At 45.6% G+C, this 16,281-nt stretch carries 17 protein-coding genes and 1 pseudogene; 12 read left to right on the top strand and 6 right to left on the bottom strand.

What is annotated here, in order from left to right:
- From QUA03_RS26000 to QUA03_RS25980, 5 genes and pseudogenes are all read left to right on the top strand, one after another.
- Nucleotides 1-448, top strand: a pseudogene (locus QUA03_RS26000) (hypothetical protein); the annotation flags it as partial.
- 166 nt (nt 449-614) lie between these two features.
- Entirely contained in the window at nt 615-1,919 is a 1,305-nt protein-coding gene (locus tag QUA03_RS25995; protein WP_333216214.1) for a TldD/PmbA family protein, read from the top strand.
- 213 nt (nt 1,920-2,132) lie between these two features.
- A complete protein-coding gene (locus tag QUA03_RS25990) occupies nt 2,133-2,957 on the top strand; it encodes a DUF3153 domain-containing protein (RefSeq protein ID WP_333216212.1) in 825 nt (274 codons plus the stop codon).
- Nucleotides 2,958-3,157: 200 nt separating this feature from the next.
- Nucleotides 3,158-3,547, top strand: a complete 390-nt coding sequence (locus tag QUA03_RS25985; protein WP_333216210.1) for a LapA family protein — start codon at nt 3,158-3,160, stop codon at nt 3,545-3,547.
- Nucleotides 3,548-3,620: 73 nt separating this feature from the next.
- Nucleotides 3,621-4,436, top strand: coding sequence for a segregation/condensation protein A (locus QUA03_RS25980; RefSeq protein ID WP_333216208.1), 816 nt, complete (start codon nt 3,621-3,623; stop codon nt 4,434-4,436).
- Here QUA03_RS25980 and QUA03_RS25975 read toward each other — a convergent pair.
- The gene (locus tag QUA03_RS25975; protein WP_333086391.1) at nt 4,417-4,626 is read right to left on the bottom strand and encodes a hypothetical protein; all 210 of its coding nucleotides are present in this window, start codon (nt 4,624-4,626) and stop codon (nt 4,417-4,419) included. The genes QUA03_RS25980 and QUA03_RS25975 overlap by 20 nt on opposite strands.
- A gap of 130 nt (nt 4,627-4,756) precedes the next feature.
- On the opposite strand from QUA03_RS25975, the gene QUA03_RS25970 reads away from it, so the two are divergent.
- Nucleotides 4,757-5,920 (top strand): NDP-sugar synthase, encoded by a 1,164-nt coding sequence (locus QUA03_RS25970; protein WP_333216205.1) that lies wholly within the window; start codon nt 4,757-4,759, stop codon nt 5,918-5,920.
- A gap of 122 nt (nt 5,921-6,042) precedes the next feature.
- On the opposite strand, the gene speA is transcribed toward QUA03_RS25970, so the two are convergent.
- The 3 genes from speA to QUA03_RS25955 form a co-directional block, all read right to left on the bottom strand.
- Entirely contained in the window at nt 6,043-8,052 is a 2,010-nt protein-coding gene (gene speA / locus QUA03_RS25965; RefSeq protein ID WP_333216203.1) for a biosynthetic arginine decarboxylase, read from the bottom strand.
- 324 nt (nt 8,053-8,376) lie between these two features.
- Nucleotides 8,377-9,528 (bottom strand): helix-turn-helix domain-containing protein, encoded by a 1,152-nt coding sequence (locus QUA03_RS25960; RefSeq protein ID WP_333216202.1) that lies wholly within the window; start codon nt 9,526-9,528, stop codon nt 8,377-8,379.
- A 333-nt stretch (nt 9,529-9,861) separates the two neighbouring features.
- Nucleotides 9,862-10,452, bottom strand: coding sequence for a DUF3611 family protein (locus QUA03_RS25955; protein WP_333216200.1), 591 nt, complete (start codon nt 10,450-10,452; stop codon nt 9,862-9,864).
- A 167-nt stretch (nt 10,453-10,619) separates the two neighbouring features.
- On the opposite strand from QUA03_RS25955, the gene QUA03_RS25950 reads away from it, so the two are divergent.
- The 6 genes from QUA03_RS25950 (at nt 10,620) to QUA03_RS25925 (ending at nt 13,729) form a co-directional block, all read left to right on the top strand.
- Nucleotides 10,620-10,790: a hypothetical protein gene (locus tag QUA03_RS25950; protein ID WP_172186391.1), complete on the top strand. Its 171-nt coding sequence runs from the start codon at nt 10,620-10,622 to the stop codon at nt 10,788-10,790.
- A 355-nt stretch (nt 10,791-11,145) separates the two neighbouring features.
- The gene (locus QUA03_RS25945) at nt 11,146-11,439 is read left to right on the top strand and encodes a hypothetical protein (RefSeq protein WP_333216198.1); all 294 of its coding nucleotides are present in this window, start codon (nt 11,146-11,148) and stop codon (nt 11,437-11,439) included.
- A gap of 103 nt (nt 11,440-11,542) precedes the next feature.
- Nucleotides 11,543-11,971 carry a heavy metal-responsive transcriptional regulator gene (locus tag QUA03_RS25940; RefSeq protein WP_333216196.1) on the top strand — a complete coding sequence of 143 codons (429 nt, stop codon included), beginning with the start codon at nt 11,543-11,545 and terminating at the stop codon, nt 11,969-11,971.
- 437 nt (nt 11,972-12,408) lie between these two features.
- Complete coding sequence (locus tag QUA03_RS25935) at nt 12,409-12,681, top strand: DUF6972 family protein (RefSeq protein ID WP_333216194.1); 273 nt, start codon at nt 12,409-12,411, stop codon at nt 12,679-12,681.
- A 13-nt stretch (nt 12,682-12,694) separates the two neighbouring features.
- Nucleotides 12,695-12,964 (top strand): hypothetical protein, encoded by a 270-nt coding sequence (locus tag QUA03_RS25930; RefSeq protein WP_333216192.1) that lies wholly within the window; start codon nt 12,695-12,697, stop codon nt 12,962-12,964.
- 141 nt (nt 12,965-13,105) lie between these two features.
- A complete protein-coding gene (locus QUA03_RS25925) occupies nt 13,106-13,729 on the top strand; it encodes a type II toxin-antitoxin system antitoxin SocA domain-containing protein (RefSeq protein ID WP_333216190.1) in 624 nt (207 codons plus the stop codon).
- A 67-nt stretch (nt 13,730-13,796) separates the two neighbouring features.
- Here the strand turns inward: QUA03_RS25925 and QUA03_RS25920 are convergent, their stop codons facing one another.
- Nucleotides 13,797-14,813 (bottom strand): DUF4917 family protein, encoded by a 1,017-nt coding sequence (locus tag QUA03_RS25920; RefSeq protein WP_333216188.1) that lies wholly within the window; start codon nt 14,811-14,813, stop codon nt 13,797-13,799.
- Between the two features lie 222 nt (nt 14,814-15,035).
- A complete protein-coding gene (locus QUA03_RS25915) occupies nt 15,036-16,202 on the bottom strand; it encodes a hypothetical protein (protein WP_333216186.1) in 1,167 nt (388 codons plus the stop codon).
- Nucleotides 16,203-16,281 lie beyond the last annotated feature (79 nt).

The following is a 16,281-nucleotide window of genomic DNA, read 5'->3' as shown; positions in this document are numbered from 1 at the left end:
CGCTCATGTTTCTGGGTCAAAAAAGCTTTATGATGTGATATTACCACGAACTGTTACTATTTTGGAGATGTCTAATGAGAATCTGTCAGGAATTCCAGATTATATATTGGCGAAGCGCTCCCCCCTCGGCACAGTAGTTTTTGACAAGCCCTATTTCATATTAGTTGAAGCCAAGAAAGAGAGCGCATTTGATGAAGGATGGGGGCAGTGTTTGGCAGAAATGATCGCCGTGCAACGACTTAACAATGAACCAGAACAAACTATCTTTGGGATTGTTTCTAATGGGGCAATGTGGCAGTTTGGCAAGCTCAAGTTAGAAATGTTTACTCAAAATAAAATTTTCTATACAATTCAGGACTTAGATCGGCTGTTTGCAGCAGTTAACTATGTTTTTAAACAGTGTGAATTACAATTAGAGGAGAAGGAAGTTCGGCAACGGATTATTTAACGGATGTAACGGATGTAGCGCAGGTTAGGATGAAGAAATAAGGAAGACACCACCAGTGCTTTTGACACGGATACACGGATTAATGATCGAGCATGAGGCAGGAGTCAGAAGTTGAATAGCGATAATTGCTAAAATAAAAAAAGACCCAACCAGAAAGGCGATTATTGTGAGCGATTCAACCATAGAACAGATATTAAAATTGGCATCTCAACGCGCGGATGCCGCTGAAGTATACTACCTGTCGAGTCAAGACACCCCGATCGAATTTGAAAACAATCGCCTCAAATCCCTGCAAACCAAAGCACTGCAAGGTGTCGCACTCCGGCTGATTTACAACGGCAAAATAGGTTTTGCCAGTTCCACAGACTTAACGCGGATAGACGATTTAGTCGATGCAGCGATTCAAACAGCCGAAATCGGCGACCCCGCAGAATTTGAACTCGCCTCCAACTTCCACCTAAAAGGCCCGGAAACCACCTACACTCCGCCCACAACTCAAGAATTAGTCGAAAACGGCAAAAACCTGATTGAGCAAGTTCACGCCTACAATCCCGATATTATGGTAGATGTCGGTTTCCACGTCCGCAGTGGCCGCGTGAAAATTGCCACGACGCGAGATTTGTATGCCGAAAGAAGCAGCCAAATAGTCAGTGGCTCGATCTCGGGAAATTTGGTAAAGGGAGAAGACTTTATGCAAGCATACAGTTACGACGTTGCGCGCGATCGTCCCCTCGACACCAACAGCATCCTCCAATCACTCCTCGAAAAATACCGCCTCGCCGAACATTCAGCCACCATCGCCAGCGGTTCCTACCCAGTATTATTTACCCCCAATGCCGCTGCTAGCACCCTCGGCGGCCTCTTTGATACCATCCTTTCAGGTCAAGCAGTAGTTCAAAAAGCCTCTCCCCTAGCCGACAAAATCGGCGAAACCTTATTTGACGAACGCTTTACCTTTTTTGAAGACCCCACTTTAGGCCCTTCTGCTTGTCCCTTTGACGACGAAGGTACGCCCACCACCCGCAAAGTCTTGATAGACAAAGGTACTGTCACCGGATTTTATTGGGATCGCAGGTGGGCCGCTCGCGCCGGTGTACAATCAACCGGCAACGGTTTTCGTGGCGGATTGTCTCGCCCAGGCCCTGATTTGACTAACTTTTGCATTTCACCAGGAAATACCGCCACTCAAGACTTGATTGCTAGCATGGATGAAGGTCTAATAGTAGAGCAGGTTTTAGGTGCCGGTCAGTCCAATCAGTTAGCTGGCGAATTTTCTGTCAATTTGGACTTAGGCTATAAAGTAGAAAAAGGCAAAATTGTGGGTCGCGTCAAGAATACAATGGTGGCAGGCAGCATTTTTGAAGCGTTTAAAAATTTGGCAGATTTAAGCAGCGAAGCCGAATGGGTAGGCGGTGCAGCCTATTTGCCAAGTATGCTGTTTCAACAGTTGGGTGTAGCTTCGAGGCAATAAGTTCAGTGCGTTTTTACTCGTTACCAGGCTCTGCCTGGTAATACATATCATGAGGCTTTGCCTCGAGTTTGGATGAAAGCTTGCGAGGCAAAGCCTCTGGACATGGGTTCCCAGGCAGAGCCTAGGAACCAGTTAAACAAACATAGAAACAGTGTCGGCAATTCAACGCTTTGCTAATTCATGCAAATAGGGAAAAATAGGGAAAAATTTATAATGAAAGAGCCAAATGTCAAGGATGGAACTGGGAAGAAGAAAAAGCACTTTTTCTTTCTTTTACCTTTGGTTTTTTGCCTTTTAACTCTAGTGACTGGATGCGTTCAGTACGATGTCGGGGTCAACTTTGAGAGTCAAAATCGCGGCGAAATCGTGCAGCACATAAAACTAGGGGAAAGGTTGACGAGCTTCAGCAGCGAAACTGTTGCAGAATGGTTGAAAAGCGTAGAAAGCCGGGTGAGGTTGCTGGACGGAAAAACTAAACGGGTTTCCCCCACAGAAGTTCTGGTGAGGATTCCTTTCAATAATGGAGCCGAGTTGCAAGACAAGTTCAACCAATTTTACAATCCGATCGCACCAACCACAAAATATCGGGAGGCAAGTCCGCTAGAAACCGATTTGCCGAAGTTTGAATCTCACCTTAGTGTCAAGCAGAATAATTTGTTATTAATGCTGCGAAATCGGTTGAGTTTGGAATTGGATTTGCGCTCTCTTTCTCTGCTTTCTTCTAATGGCAGTCTGCTGCTGAGTCCGGGGGGACTTTTGGAGCTAGACTTTAGCTTGAACACGCCTTGGGGCGCCGAAAGTATTGAAACAGTCGCCGGTGCGCTGGTTCCCGAAAGCTATCAGCAAGGAAAACAGTTAGTTTGGAAGCTCAAACCCGGAGAAGTTAACTATTTGGAGGCGATATTCTGGATTCCCAGCCCGGTAGGAATTGGGGCGCTGATTATTGCCTTGTTTGTAGCCGCGGGCATTGCTTTGAAATATCAAATATTGCCAGCACTGGGAATCGGCAAGAAACCCCAAAACATCGGTCAAACCTAAAGAGGATATCTCCTGCAGGGGCGGGTTAACCAATATCTTCAATAAACTCTCAGAACTCCAATAAACCCGCCCCTCCCCCGATAGTATGGTTAATTGACCCGATTTTATCTTATCAAAAAAACTGAGAAGATCTGCCAAAAAAAAGTTGACAAATGGTAAATAATTTGCTTAACCTGAATTGAGAATTAGGAACAGAGAAAATGCGATCGCTAAATTTCTTCTTCATCTTTCTGATTTGCTTGGCTCTAGTATTATTCAGCATCGAAAATACAGAGCCAGTTGCGATTCAAGTTATCCAAGGCGTCCAAGTTAAAGCTCCGCTGTGCGTAGAACTAATTGTAGCGACCGGATTAGGGGCAACACTAGCGTGGCTGTTCAGTCTGTGGTCGAGAATGCAGCGAACCCTCGCGTTGCGCCAAGAGATTCGCCAAGTTCGCGAAAAAGAGCAGCGGATTCAGGAATTAGAACAAAATCTTGAACGCTATAAAGCCGAAGTAGAAGGCCAACAACCTTTGTTAGAAAGTGCTGAACCGATAAGTCTAGAAATAGCAGCCATTGATGCCAAAGCTGCTGAAATAACCGCCACTTAATTTGATATGCTCTCTCGTTTTCCCAGAGGCAAAATCTAAAATCTAAAATCTAAAATCTAAAATCTAAAATCGAATGGCCGTTTCCCGAGACCAAGATGGGTTAGAAACGATTTCTGAGGGGATCGCAATTTTAATTGACCTAGCCGAACGGGGAGAAATTGATCCTTGGGACGTTAAGGTAATTGAAGTGTTCGATCGATGTCTGAGCAAGCTTACGAACGCCTGCGATGCCGATCAGAGTAAGGATTTCTCCGATTTGTCCCACTCCGGCCAAGCGTTTTTGTACGCTTCAATGCTGGTGTTGCTCAAAGCAGAAAGTATCGTCCTCTCCGAACCCCCCGCGAATCCCGACTCGGCCGACGAGCCGGCAGTAGAAGACGCAGAACACTCAGGCGGGCGACACTTGCCGCAGCATTTAGAGCGACAATTGCGCCGTCGCGGTGTAGCTCAACTACCGCAAAAACGCCCGGTGACTCTCCCAGAACTGATTGAGCAGTTGCAGCTAATGAAAGCAGCAATGGAGCAGACAGTTACTCCCCGACGCCGCCCTACTTCAAAAATGCGATCGCAAGCGGCACAGGCTATCTTTGAGCTAGCTCACCAAGAAAATCTCGTTGAAACTGCTAGTGAACTCGAACGGTTTCTGGCTCAGCGGGGCGCGGAAATTGACGAGGGTTGGCTGGACTTGGAGAAATTGCTAGAGCTCTGGCATCATAACGATTTGCACTCTCCTGTCAACCCAGAACACCCGGTATCGACTGGGGAAGTTCACTTGCCAAATCATGACCGCGTGGGTATTTTTTGGGCGTTGTTGCTGCTATCGGCTCAGTCTAAAGTAGAGTTGCTTCAAGAGGAGTTTTATCAAGACCTCAAAATCCGCGCGCTTTGAGCTTGCAGGGTATTAGGTTATCGGGCGAAGCGAAACTAATAACTGTGCCGCTGCGTCGGTTAAAATTCCAGACAGAACCTCGCTCGCCGACATTCTGCTGTTGAGTCTCGAATGCGGACAGCGGGAGTGCGAAGTTTTTGCTGATTCCCGATTCCTGGTTTCTTAAATCAAGCAAATAGGGAAGAGTCATTGATAGCCTGGTACGATGTCGCCTATAAACAGGTCAGGATTTTGCCGCGCTCGATCGATTCGACGATCGCAACCGCTAGCATCTAATTGTTCAGTTGATATCAGTTAACAGAGGGTTGAGGAAGTTAAGAATGAAAGCGATGATTCTGGCGGCCGGTAAAGGCACTCGCGTCCGTCCTATTACTCAGACAATACCCAAACCGATGATTCCCATCCTGCAAAAGCCAGTGATGGAGTTTTTGGTTGAATTGCTCCGCCAGCACGGATTTGACCAGATTATGGTCAATGTTTCCCACCTGGCAGACGTGATTGAAAACTACTTCCGTGACGGTCAAAAGTTTGGGGTACAAATTGCCTATTCTTTTGAAGGGCGAATTGAGGAGGGAGAACTGATTGGAGAGGCTCTCGGTTCGGCTGGTGGCATGAAACGAATTCAGGACTTCTCGCCGTTTTTTGACGATACTTTTGTGGTGCTGTGCGGCGACGCTTTGATTGACTTGGACTTGACTGCTGCTGTGAAGTGGCACCGGGAAAAAGGGGCGATCGCTACTATTGTTATGAAATCGGTTCCCCGCGAAGAGGTTCCCAGTTACGGAGTGGTGGTAACAGACGAGTCTGGCAAAGTTAAAGCTTTCCAAGAAAAACCTTCTGTAGAAGAAGCTCTGAGTACCGACATTAACACTGGTATTTATATTTTTGAACCGGAAATATTCAAATACATCCCTTCGGGTCAGGAATATGATATCGGTTCGGAGTTATTTCCCAAGCTAGTAGCAGAAGGCGCACCTTTTTACGGGATTAGCATGGACTTTGAGTGGGTGGATATCGGCAAAGTTCCTGACTATTGGCGGGCAATTCAGAGCGTGCTGCTGGGACAAGTTAAAAATGTTTCGATTCCGGGAATTGAAGTGCGCCCCGGCATTTATGCTGGTTTGAATGTAGCTGTCAACTGGGATAAGGTTGATATTACTGGGCCTGTTTACATTGGTGGAATGACGATCATTGAGGATGGAGCAAAAATTGTCGGCCCGACAATGATTGGTCCAAACTGTTGGCTTTGCAGTGGCGCCACTGTGGAAAACAGCGTGATTTTTGAGTATTCTCGTTTGGGCCCGGAGGTGCGGTTGGTTGACAAACTGGTGTTCGGGCGCTACTGCGTTGATAAAACCGGGGCTGCGATCGATTTGCAAGCGGCGGCTCTCGATTGGCTGATTACTGACGCTCGCCAAGTTTTACCAACTCAGCAGGGAGAAGAGCGGCGGGCGATATCTGAAATTCTCGGTCATGGTGCATAATTGCTAATTGCTAATTGGCAATTGCTAAGGGATCAAGGTAAGGTGCGCTAGGCGCACCCTACTTTTACGTTTATGATCTCAGCTTTTAATTCTGGTAATGTGCTTAGGTTGCACCCTACATTTTAAGACTGAAGATAAGTATATTGGCTGAGACTCCGCTCGTAATTTTGCAGCAAAAGCTGGGCCTCGGAAAGAGTAATTTTATTTTGCTGCAAAGCTGCTTCTGTCTGACGGCGGATGCTTTCAACCAAATTTTCTGAATCATACTGTACGTAGCTGAGGACTTCTTTCATAGTGTCTCCTTTCACAACGTGTTCGATATGATAGCCAGAAGGTGTTAGCTGAATATGAACTGCATTTGCATCGCCGAATAAGTTGTGAAGGTTGCCCATAATTTCTTGATAAGCACCCCCCAAAAATAGCGCTAAATAGTACGGTTCTCCTGGTTTGAGAGTATGCAGTTCCAAAACCGACTTTACATCTCGCAAATCGATGAATTGGTCGATTTTGCCGTCGCTGTCGCAGGTAAGATCAGCTAAAATACCGCGTTGAGTTGGTTCTTCGTCGAGTCGGTTAATTGGCATAATTGGGAATAATTGGTTAATTGCCCAACTGTCTGGTACTGACTGGAAAACAGATAAGTTGATGTAATAAATAGACGCCATCACCTTTTCTAAGTCTTCCAAATCGTCAGATACATATTCTTTTTGCCGCGCGATCATCTGGATTTTATCGCAGCAAGCCCAGTACAACTGTTCGGTTTTCGCCCGTTCCGCCATTCCCAAATAGCCTAAGTTAAATAAACTGACTGCTTCTTCCTTGAATTGGATAGCATCGTGATAAACTTCTTGGTAATTTTCGGGACTGATAGATTGGTAAATTTCGTAGAGATTTCGCGGAATTTGGTGCGCGTTTTCATCTACTGGTTCTGGTACTTCTCTGGGGACATCGCTAGTACCGAGTACGTCAAAAACTAACACTGATTGATGAGAAGCGATCGCCCGCCCGCTTTCGCTAATGATAATGGGAACCGGGATTTTCCGCTCGTCGCAAGCATCTTTCACTCCCGCTACTACGTCGTTAGCGTAGTTTTGCATATTGTAGTTTTTGGAAGCGTGGAAGTTTGTTTTAGAGCCGTCGTAGTCAACGCCGAGTCCGCCACCTACGTCCAAGTAGTTCATATTAGCTCCCAATTTAGCTAATTCTACATAAATGTGGCTGGCTTCTCGAATGGCGTCTTTGATGACGCTAATTGAGGAAATTTGAGAGCCGATGTGAAAGTGCAGTAACTGCAAACAATCGAGCATTCCAGCTTTTTCTAGTTCGCCGACTGCGCGGATAATTTCAGGAATTGTCAAGCCAAATTTTGCCCGATCGCCCGTGGAGCCTCCCCAGCGGCCAACGCCTTTGGTAGTGAGTTTTGCTCGCACTCCCAAAATCGGTTTAATTCCTAATGCTTTGCTCGCGGCGATAGCGAGTTCTACTTCCTCAATTTGCTCCAGCACAATTACGGAAGTTTGGCCTAGCCGCTGCGCCAAAATAGCAGTTTCGATGTATTCGCGATCTTTGTAACCGTTGCAAATTAACAAAGCGCCTGGGGTTTTTAAGGTCGCCAAAGCTATCATTAATTCTGGTTTCGAGCCGGCTTCCAGTCCGAAGTGATGGGGTTGACCGAAACGCACCAAATCTTGAATTAATTGTCGGTGCTGGTTGCATTTGACTGGAAACACACCGCGATAGACATTTTTGTAATTGTACCGAGCGATCGCTCTGGCAAAACAAGAATTTAAGCGCTCGATCCGGTCTTCCAAAATATCAGAAAATCGAATCAGCAGGGGCAAAGCCAAATTTCGCTGTTTGAGAGAGTCTACCAGTTCGCACAAGTCGAGGGAACCGCCGCGATCGCCCTTGGGAGACACTGTAACGTGACCGGCTGCATTGATCGAAAAATACGGTTCGCCCCAACCTTGAATTCGGTAGAGTTTCTCACTATCTTCTATTGTCCAAGATGCTTTTGGCAGTTGAGCCGCCGTTACCAAAGCAGTGTCTGGTGCCGCCAAACTCGTGGCTGTTGGCGAGTGAGTCGATAGCGGATCGAGATCGGAGAAAGCAGCGGTGGCTGGGGAACTCATCTTATCGGAAACCTCTTTTAGGAGTGGTCAAATAGATAGTTTATCGCACATATCGGGTTTCCTGATGCAGTTGAAAAATCACTTTGGGTACACGGGCTGGCGATTTTAGATTTTAGATTTTAGATTTTAGATTTTAGATTTTAGATTTTAGAATTGACTCTACAGATGGATGAAGGTGGGGGATTGAACTAAAATCTCAACCGTAATTGCTCTCCTGGACTTATTTCTTCAAGCAAGTATGCGTATGGAGGTGAATTCGGAAACCAGGTTTCCGAGTTCACCTGCACCAAGAGAGTGGTCGGACGATCGATCGCCCGACACACACTAACCAAAAATCACCTCCGGCGGGGCCATGTCAGCCCCCATCCTCAATCCCCCGTTATTAGACTTCTTCAAGCCCGGTTGAGGTGCTTTTTCTGGGGTCTTCTGAGCCGGTGCAACTGAGGCTGGCGGTGTCACCTGCGGTTGAGGTACTGCCTGTGCTCCTGGCACCACGGGTTGCTGCGACAGCCAACCCAAACCCCCTACAGCCCCAGCCATCAAAGCGGTGTAGCCGATGTACAAATGCACCGGACGCATTTGAAAGCCTTCGCCTGAGTCGGAATCGGAAACAGACACATACATACTGGGAATTGGACTCGGAGCGGGTTTGGGCAAAGCATTCGCCATAGCGCTGCCGTCTAGTCCCAAGGCGTCGCCCAGTCTGCGGATAAAACCTCTAACGTAAATATCTTGGGGCAGTTTGTCGATTTCCCCATTTTCGATCGATTCGATGTGGTGAACCGGCACAAGAGTTTGACTGTGGAGTTGCAGCAGAGATAAGGAGCGAATTTGCCGTCCCTTACGCAATTCTCCACCCAACTCCCGCAGGCACTCTTCTCGCTGTTGAACTGCTATTGCTGCTTCTTCTTCCCTGGTGAGTTTTTTCGGCTTTTTGGGAAAACCAAACCCTGGGAAGGATTTTCCGGGGACGGTGACAGTTGCAGGTGGAGCAGACTCGAATTTAATTTCGTCTTGGGGCGCTTCTTTGCTGTCTTCAGAAGTGTCAGTGTCTCGATCGGAATTTTCTTCTGTGTCGGACTCGGTTTGGGGCGGCGCTTCCACACTAGCGCTGCGCCAATAGAAGACAGGAACAGCTACTGGTGGCTCCAATTCTTGAATTTCTGTCACCGTCTCAATGGCGGGACTTACAGCAGTAAAACTCTCTGGGGCTACTTGCGGTTCAATTTTGTTTTGTTTGGGAAATCGATCGAATGCGAGCTTGACGGCTTCTCTGCTAACTGCTCTAATTAAAATTTCGGCAGCGGAGGCTGCTTCACCCAACATTGTTTGCAAGCTAGCTAGAGCTTGGCTATAGGTGTCGCTACATACGAGTTCAGCTTCTATTTGACCTAGGACAGAACGAAAACTTTCTTGAGAAATTTCAATAGTTGGGTGATCTGTCACCCCAAAATAAGCCTCGGGTTTCAGTGCCATGATATTCATGTTGTCTTGGTAGAAGGTATCTGAGTACGTTCTTCGACAGGTTGGCAGTGATTCCGGATGTAGGTTGGGGGAGAGTGGGGCATCGGGCATCGGGCATCGGGCATCGGGCATCGGGCATCGGGCATCGGGCATCGGGCATTAGTAGGCCCTCACAAATAACCAATAACGCATAACCAATAACTAATAACCAATAACTTATAACCAATTCCCACTCATGCCCATGCCCTGCGCGGGCCAATTCCCTGGGAAGGCTCATGCCCCATGCCCCATTCCCTGGGAAGGCTCATGCCCCATGCCCCATGCCCCATGCCCAATTCCCCAGAACTATTGCTTGTGGATGCGATCGAGCAACCACAGAGCCCCGAAAATCCCGACAAAATGGGCAACAGTGGCGTGAGTATTGGCGAGTACCACAAATATATCTAGGGGCTGAATAAATCGGCCCACATCGACTGCGGCACCGAACAAGGCTTGCGGCTGAGCTAGAGATTTGGCTAAAAGCGTGCCGCTGATGGCTTCTGCGCCTATCAGCGTCAGCACCATTCCTGACAAGTTGCTCATCAGTGCCAGCCGCACCTCTTTGATCGTGTCTGCTTTTTTGGGACGGACAGCGTTAGCGGGCGATCGCAGTTGTCTCGACAAGCGGGTGAAGCGGAAAGAGCGATATACGCTGTAAGCAAGTACGGCCAGCCCGCAAATGGCAAAAAATACGCCGCCGCCGGTGCCGGCACTGGTTGAACCCGCAGCGGCGCTAGCCCTGGGGAGGGCGAAGGGGATGGCAAAGAGCAAAATGATCGCCGCTACCACCCCTAGCACTACCTGTACCCAGAAGCAAATCCAGCCTGTTGTACGAAGGGCAAAGGCTACTCGCTGTACGGCGACAGGAAGCTTATCGTTATCTAACTGATTAGTCATATTTTGAGCGGGTATAATTAATTGGCATTAGTTGGTGGCAGTTTTTTCTCTTCCGGGACGGTTGACGGCGGTTAACCCTCTTTATAATAGAAGTAGCAATGTTTAAGATTTGTAACTAACATTGAATTCCACATTTGAATAGCGTCGATCGCCAGGTACCCAAAGCAATGACACAACTACAACCCACCGTCACTCCCAAACTGGAACAGCCTAAGTTTGGCTTCAACAGCTATGCGGAACGCCTTAACGGTCGAGCCGCGATGATCGGTTTTTCTCTAACTTTAATTATCGAGTATGTCACAGGCCAGGGCTTGCTGTCCTGGTTAGGTCTCAACTAATTTTAGCAATGGCGCGGTCAGCCTTACACTTTGTCTTGACTCAAACGGCAGGGGGTGTGAGTTCTGCTGACCGCGACAAATTCGGGAATTGATTAAAATATTAATTAGAAACAAGCCCAGCGACTTCTCTGTCGAGAGAGATCTGTTCCCGAATGCAATCGCTGGCTTTTGGAGGTATATATGGGGTGGAATTTTGATTTGACAAGCTTGGCAATTTTGCCTCGCTCCCGTACAATTCCCCACAGGCGAGAAGATTAATTTAGGTGAAGCTAGTCTCCCTTGCTAGAAATCCCGATCGTTCCGCCAACTCTAAGTTTTAGAGCTTGTAAATAAATATAGAACAGAGTAAAACCAAATGAATGCTTCGTGGACGCGACTTTTGAGGTCAGCTTACCGTAGAGAACCAATTACCAGCTTTGTTGTGACAGTGGGCATTGTCGATGCAGCCATCGGCAGCATGGGTGCGAGTGGCTCTTTATTGGCTTTTGGACTGGGTACGGCTGGGGTGGCGATGGGTCTCCGCTGGTGGCAATTTTACCGCTCTGGAGCCGAACAACCCGCACCTGCTCCTGAATACTATCTTCCTCCTCAGTCTTCTAGACCTCAGTTGCCCGTGCTTAATGTGTCTAAAAAAAATCCTCCTTATTAAGATTACCGGGCAATGGTGACTGGGTGAGGTGCCGATCGACTCCCTGGATCTGAGGCACTAAAAGATCGGGCAAGAAAGTCTTTCGATCTTGGATGCTGAGTTTATGAATATTTCTGTGGCCGAGAAACTGTACAAAATTGGCTCTGTAGCTGCCTGTAGTGGTTTGTCGGTGAAAACTGTTCGTTACTATGAGGAGATGGGCTTGCTGTCTCCTGCGGTAAAGCGATCGCCCGCTGGTTATCGCTTGTTTGGCGAAACGGTATTTAATAGGTTGGCGTTTATTAAACGCTCTCAGGCTCTGGGTTTGAGCCTTCAGGAGATTAAGGATATTTTACAGGTTCGCGATCGGGGAGACTTGCCTTGCTCTGAAGCGAAGCAGCATCTAACGGCTAAGGTAGAGGAAATTTCCGTGCAAATTGCAGCCTTAGAAACTTTGAAGGGGGAGTTGCAAGGCATTCTCAACTGCTGGCAAGAGGAACCCTCCCAGGCGAGCATTACTAGCACGATTTGTCCGAACATTCAGCGGGATTGAGCAGCGCAAAGATACAAAAAAAGGGAAGGAATTATGGGTTTCCTTCCCTTGATGGTTTTGTTGGTTGTTTTGTCGATCGTGTTGAGCTTTTAACTGTTTTCGCAGAGTTTGCTGTTGCTTTTTGAGTTGCCGAGCTCTGGCTGAGCCGCCTTTACCTTTGGAGTTTCTACCCTCGCTGCGGGGAGACTCCCAACTTTTTAGTCTCATGTTTTTCATTTTTTGCACTACTTCTATAATACACCGCCAGATTTTGACTGTCAAGTATTTTTTAGAGCGATATTTCCTAGTATCAACTGTTGACTGATGGGGATTTGCTAAAGGCATAGCGATGCTGCCCCCATTGTCGGCTGCTGGTTACGCCTACAGGCTTTTTCACAGTTTGGGATGTAAGGGCGATCGCATGATTTAATCATACTTGTATGCTCAATAATTAATTAATGAGTGGAATTAATCGCAAAATCACCCTTGACAGCAGGCACATTGCTAAACACTTGCCAGACACGCCCCAAATGAGAAGACTGCTTAATAAAGGACGTGCTGCTCATATTTTTAACGATGAGGCTAGTATGAATCAGGTAGCTCAAGCCATAATAGAAGATGGAGAATTTACAGGTACGATTCGGGGCTACGATCGTTATGGTATGTTTTTTGCTGAATCAATTGGTTATAGAGTTGACCCGGATGGTAGCCATCTTTTACTTTACTACTGAGATATAAAATTTGATGCAGAAAACCGATACCACGTTACGCCTCGAAGCCGATTCAGTGAAGAATAACTGGGAATTTACAGAGGTATGGATCGATCCAAATCTTTCACCGCCTTATCTGCTTTTGTTACTAAGTGACGCTGAGGGAAATTGTCAGATATACGATCCGGCTGAGGGTTATAAAGTTGTGTTTTCTAGTCAGAGTTATGAGGAGGCGCAGTATTGGCTTTTAGAGGATGAGTATGAACCCGTAGAAGGGCGGCTGAGTGTGTCGGAGTTAGCTTGAATAATTCATGTAGGGGCGATTCCCTACGGGATAGCTGCGCTTCACGCGCTTTTTGGCAATTTGGGATGTAAGGGCGATCGCTATTAGGTCATTATTCCGCACTGTTTGCTACAATTATTTAAGTCAGCTTTAAAAACTGCCATGACCCAAGCTACCTCAATAACAACTGAATATCAAATAACTGTAAGTTCTCCGGTATGGCAAAGAGTTGAGCAAATTGCCGGAGAATTTAACTTGTCAGTTTCTGAACTATTGGAACAGATAGGCGAAGGTCAACTGAAAGTTGTTGCGGTTGCAACTAATTCGGAAAAAATCAGCGATCGAGATATTGCAAATGCTTTGATTTGGTTAGCCGCGCAAACTGATGTAGCAATCAACGTCTACAAGCTACAAAAACTCGTGTATTACGCTCAAGCTTGGTATTTAGGAGTTTACGGCACGCCACTATTTGATGCAGATTTTCAAGCCTGGATTCACGGCCCGGTTATTCCTGATTTATTAGAGAAGTACCAATGCCAATTTAGTTGGGAACCAATTACAGAGAAAATCGAACAACCGAAACTTCCCCAAAAAATTGGGCAGTTTATCGAAGAAGTTGGTGAGGCATATTTTGAGTATGATGATGAAACTTTGGAACGAATGATTTGCAGTGAAATGCCTTGGCTAGAAGCGAGAGGGGATTTGCTGAGAGACGAATCTTGTCATGGGATTATTTCTCAGGAATCGATGACAAAATATTATTCTGGTCGTGTTTTCTCTAAATAATCTAAGTGAGGGGCGATCGCGCTTTTTGACAGGGATGTAAGGGCGATCGCCTGTCAGAGAAACCGGCTTAAGTATTATTTACCCTCATTGCTAATAAGCCTAAAGGATGAGTTTCAGCATCAAAAAAAACTAATTTACTTGCCTCGTCAAGTTTTTTATGTAGTTCTGCTTTTATGTGAATAATTTCTTCCGGTGACTTATTGCGACTGATAGAAATAGCTATAGGGCTAGGCTTTGCTCTTTTTATAGCATCCACAATATGCTGCTCACTGTCCCCAAGTGAATGCTCAAATACAACAAGCGCTCCTTTGTGCTGTGCAAATTGAGCATAGGCGAATGAGAGGTAATCAGAACTATATATAGACTTTAGTTTATCTTTTGCATCTCCTTCTGCAATCAACAGAGGTACAGTTCCCCCACTCCATCCTTTGCCAAATGAATCAAGGAGGTTTGTGTTTTCTTCTTGTTTGCGTTTGATTGTTTGTCCTGACGTGCTTCGATCAAGATGCAGCCCACCATGAAGGTAAAGGATTCTTGTGGCGTCTCCGTGAATTTCTGTGTTAGTAATGTCAAAATAATTATTCGCTTTCGCTTGAAAGAAATAATCCTTAAATCCATCTCCATCTGATTCGGACATAACTGCCCAATAAATTAGTAAATCATAGTTGGTGCTATAAACGCATTTATAATTTAGCAGTTCTCTTCTGATGTTGTTTAAGACACCACTCTCTGTTGCATTTTTCCAGGGAATATGTACACTTCTGACAGCATATCCCAACGCTGATTTAATGCTCTCGTATCGCTCTTTTATAACTGAATAATCTTTTCCTAAAATTTTATTTATCATTCTAGCAGTTGAAAGGGCGAGAAGAACTCTCTCAAAGTTTTTAGTTTCCAGGGCTTTAAATAAATCTTGATCTTCCTTTGAGAGCGGATGCTCACTTGCAACGCAAGCTTTTTCATAAAGTGATGGATATTGAAATTTTCCCCAAACTGCACAGCTAAACCCATTTCCGAGTAAAATAACACTACCACTGAAGTCATTTTTTATATCTTGCCATGATAAAACTTTTTCATCATTCATAGTTACTAAACTCCTCTAAAATCTATTTTTTATTGAAAAATACAATACTTAATGTATCTGCTGTCTCAACTATAGATTATTGCCTAAGTTCCCAAACTTGTCAAGCCATATAAGGTCATATTTAGTAGGTTGTTTATATCCTAACTAGGTCATAAAAAGTCACATTGAGTTGGTTGCTACTGAAAAAGCTATATACCGAATTATTTTTAGCTTTTTCTTGGTTTATTTATCTGTAGCATCTAAACGTTTTTGGAGAGGAACTTTATCAATTACATTCTGGAACTGAGGACAATATACTTTTATAGCCGCTCCTTGTATCTCTCGTTCTACCACAAATAAATCTATATTTTCTCGCTCACTCATGGTTCCGTTTTCTAGAGATTTCATATATCTATTCAGTTGTCTATCGTTGTAGGCACGGAATAATTCTTCTTCACTCATACCTTTTGATAAGTCACTGCAATACTCTAGACCATATTGTTTTGCTCTCTCAAGTGTATATGCTTCAAACATTTTTTTGTATCCTTCTTGTTGGGACTTTTTCGGGTAGCTATCAAAGGAAGCATATACTTCTCTTTGAAACTTCGCATCTTTATTCAAAAATATCGCACTAACTATTACCAGCGCTATAAATATAATAGCGATTGTCATCGTTTTTTTGTTTTTTATAATGTACTTGTTGTCTTTGATAAAAACTAAACTTTGTTCATACAGTTTACTGATTATTGGATGACTAAGCAATGTTGTTTGGAGAAAGTTTAAAGCTGACTGAGCTAGTTGTTTTGGCGTATTTTTGTCTGGAATTTTCGCTTGAAAACATGAAGCTTGATTATTCACGCTTAATTTCGCTGGACTTGATGTCAACTGTACTTGCGCTATCTCAAACTCTCGATTCCAAGCCGGAAAATCCTCACCCGCCTGCTGCCCGTAAACTTTCACAGAAGCGATCGCCCCCGCCTTCAAATTCGTCAACTCCCTGCGAACAACCCTGATAGAAACCTCCTCATCAGGAACCCGATCGCCCTCCAGCATCACCTGCAAACAACCGTCTTGCAAACTCGCAGTCGCCGTAATCCCCTTGTTTTGCAACGGAAGATTTAACAGACTGGCGATCGCCTCCACATCCCCAAGCTTAGCCCGTTCCTTCAAACTAAGCTGATTTGACTCCGTATTTTCACTAGGACTTGTCCGCCCCTCTGTAACATCCGTAACAGGCAACTTTAGCCCCGCCACTTCAAACTCTTGACTCCACGCCGGCACTTTTGCGCCCGTCTGTCGCCCGTAAACCTTGACTTTTTCAATTGATGCAGCCCCCAAACCAGCGATCGACTTACTCACCCACGGGGCCAAGACTTGCTGATTAGGCGCTTCTGCCGATTCCAGCATCACCTGTAAACAACCATTGGTGACAAGTTAAGACTGTAAGTCTTTTGTCAAGAGGCTTTTAGAGAATTGTTGAAAAAAAACT

Source organism: Microcoleus sp. S36b_A4 (genome assembly GCF_036700645.1).
In the GTDB taxonomy this organism is placed as follows: Bacteria; Cyanobacteriota; Cyanobacteriia; order Cyanobacteriales; family Microcoleaceae; genus Microcoleus.
The sequence above is the reverse complement of the archived record's forward strand: the minus strand, read 5'-3'. Positions and strand labels throughout refer to the sequence as shown.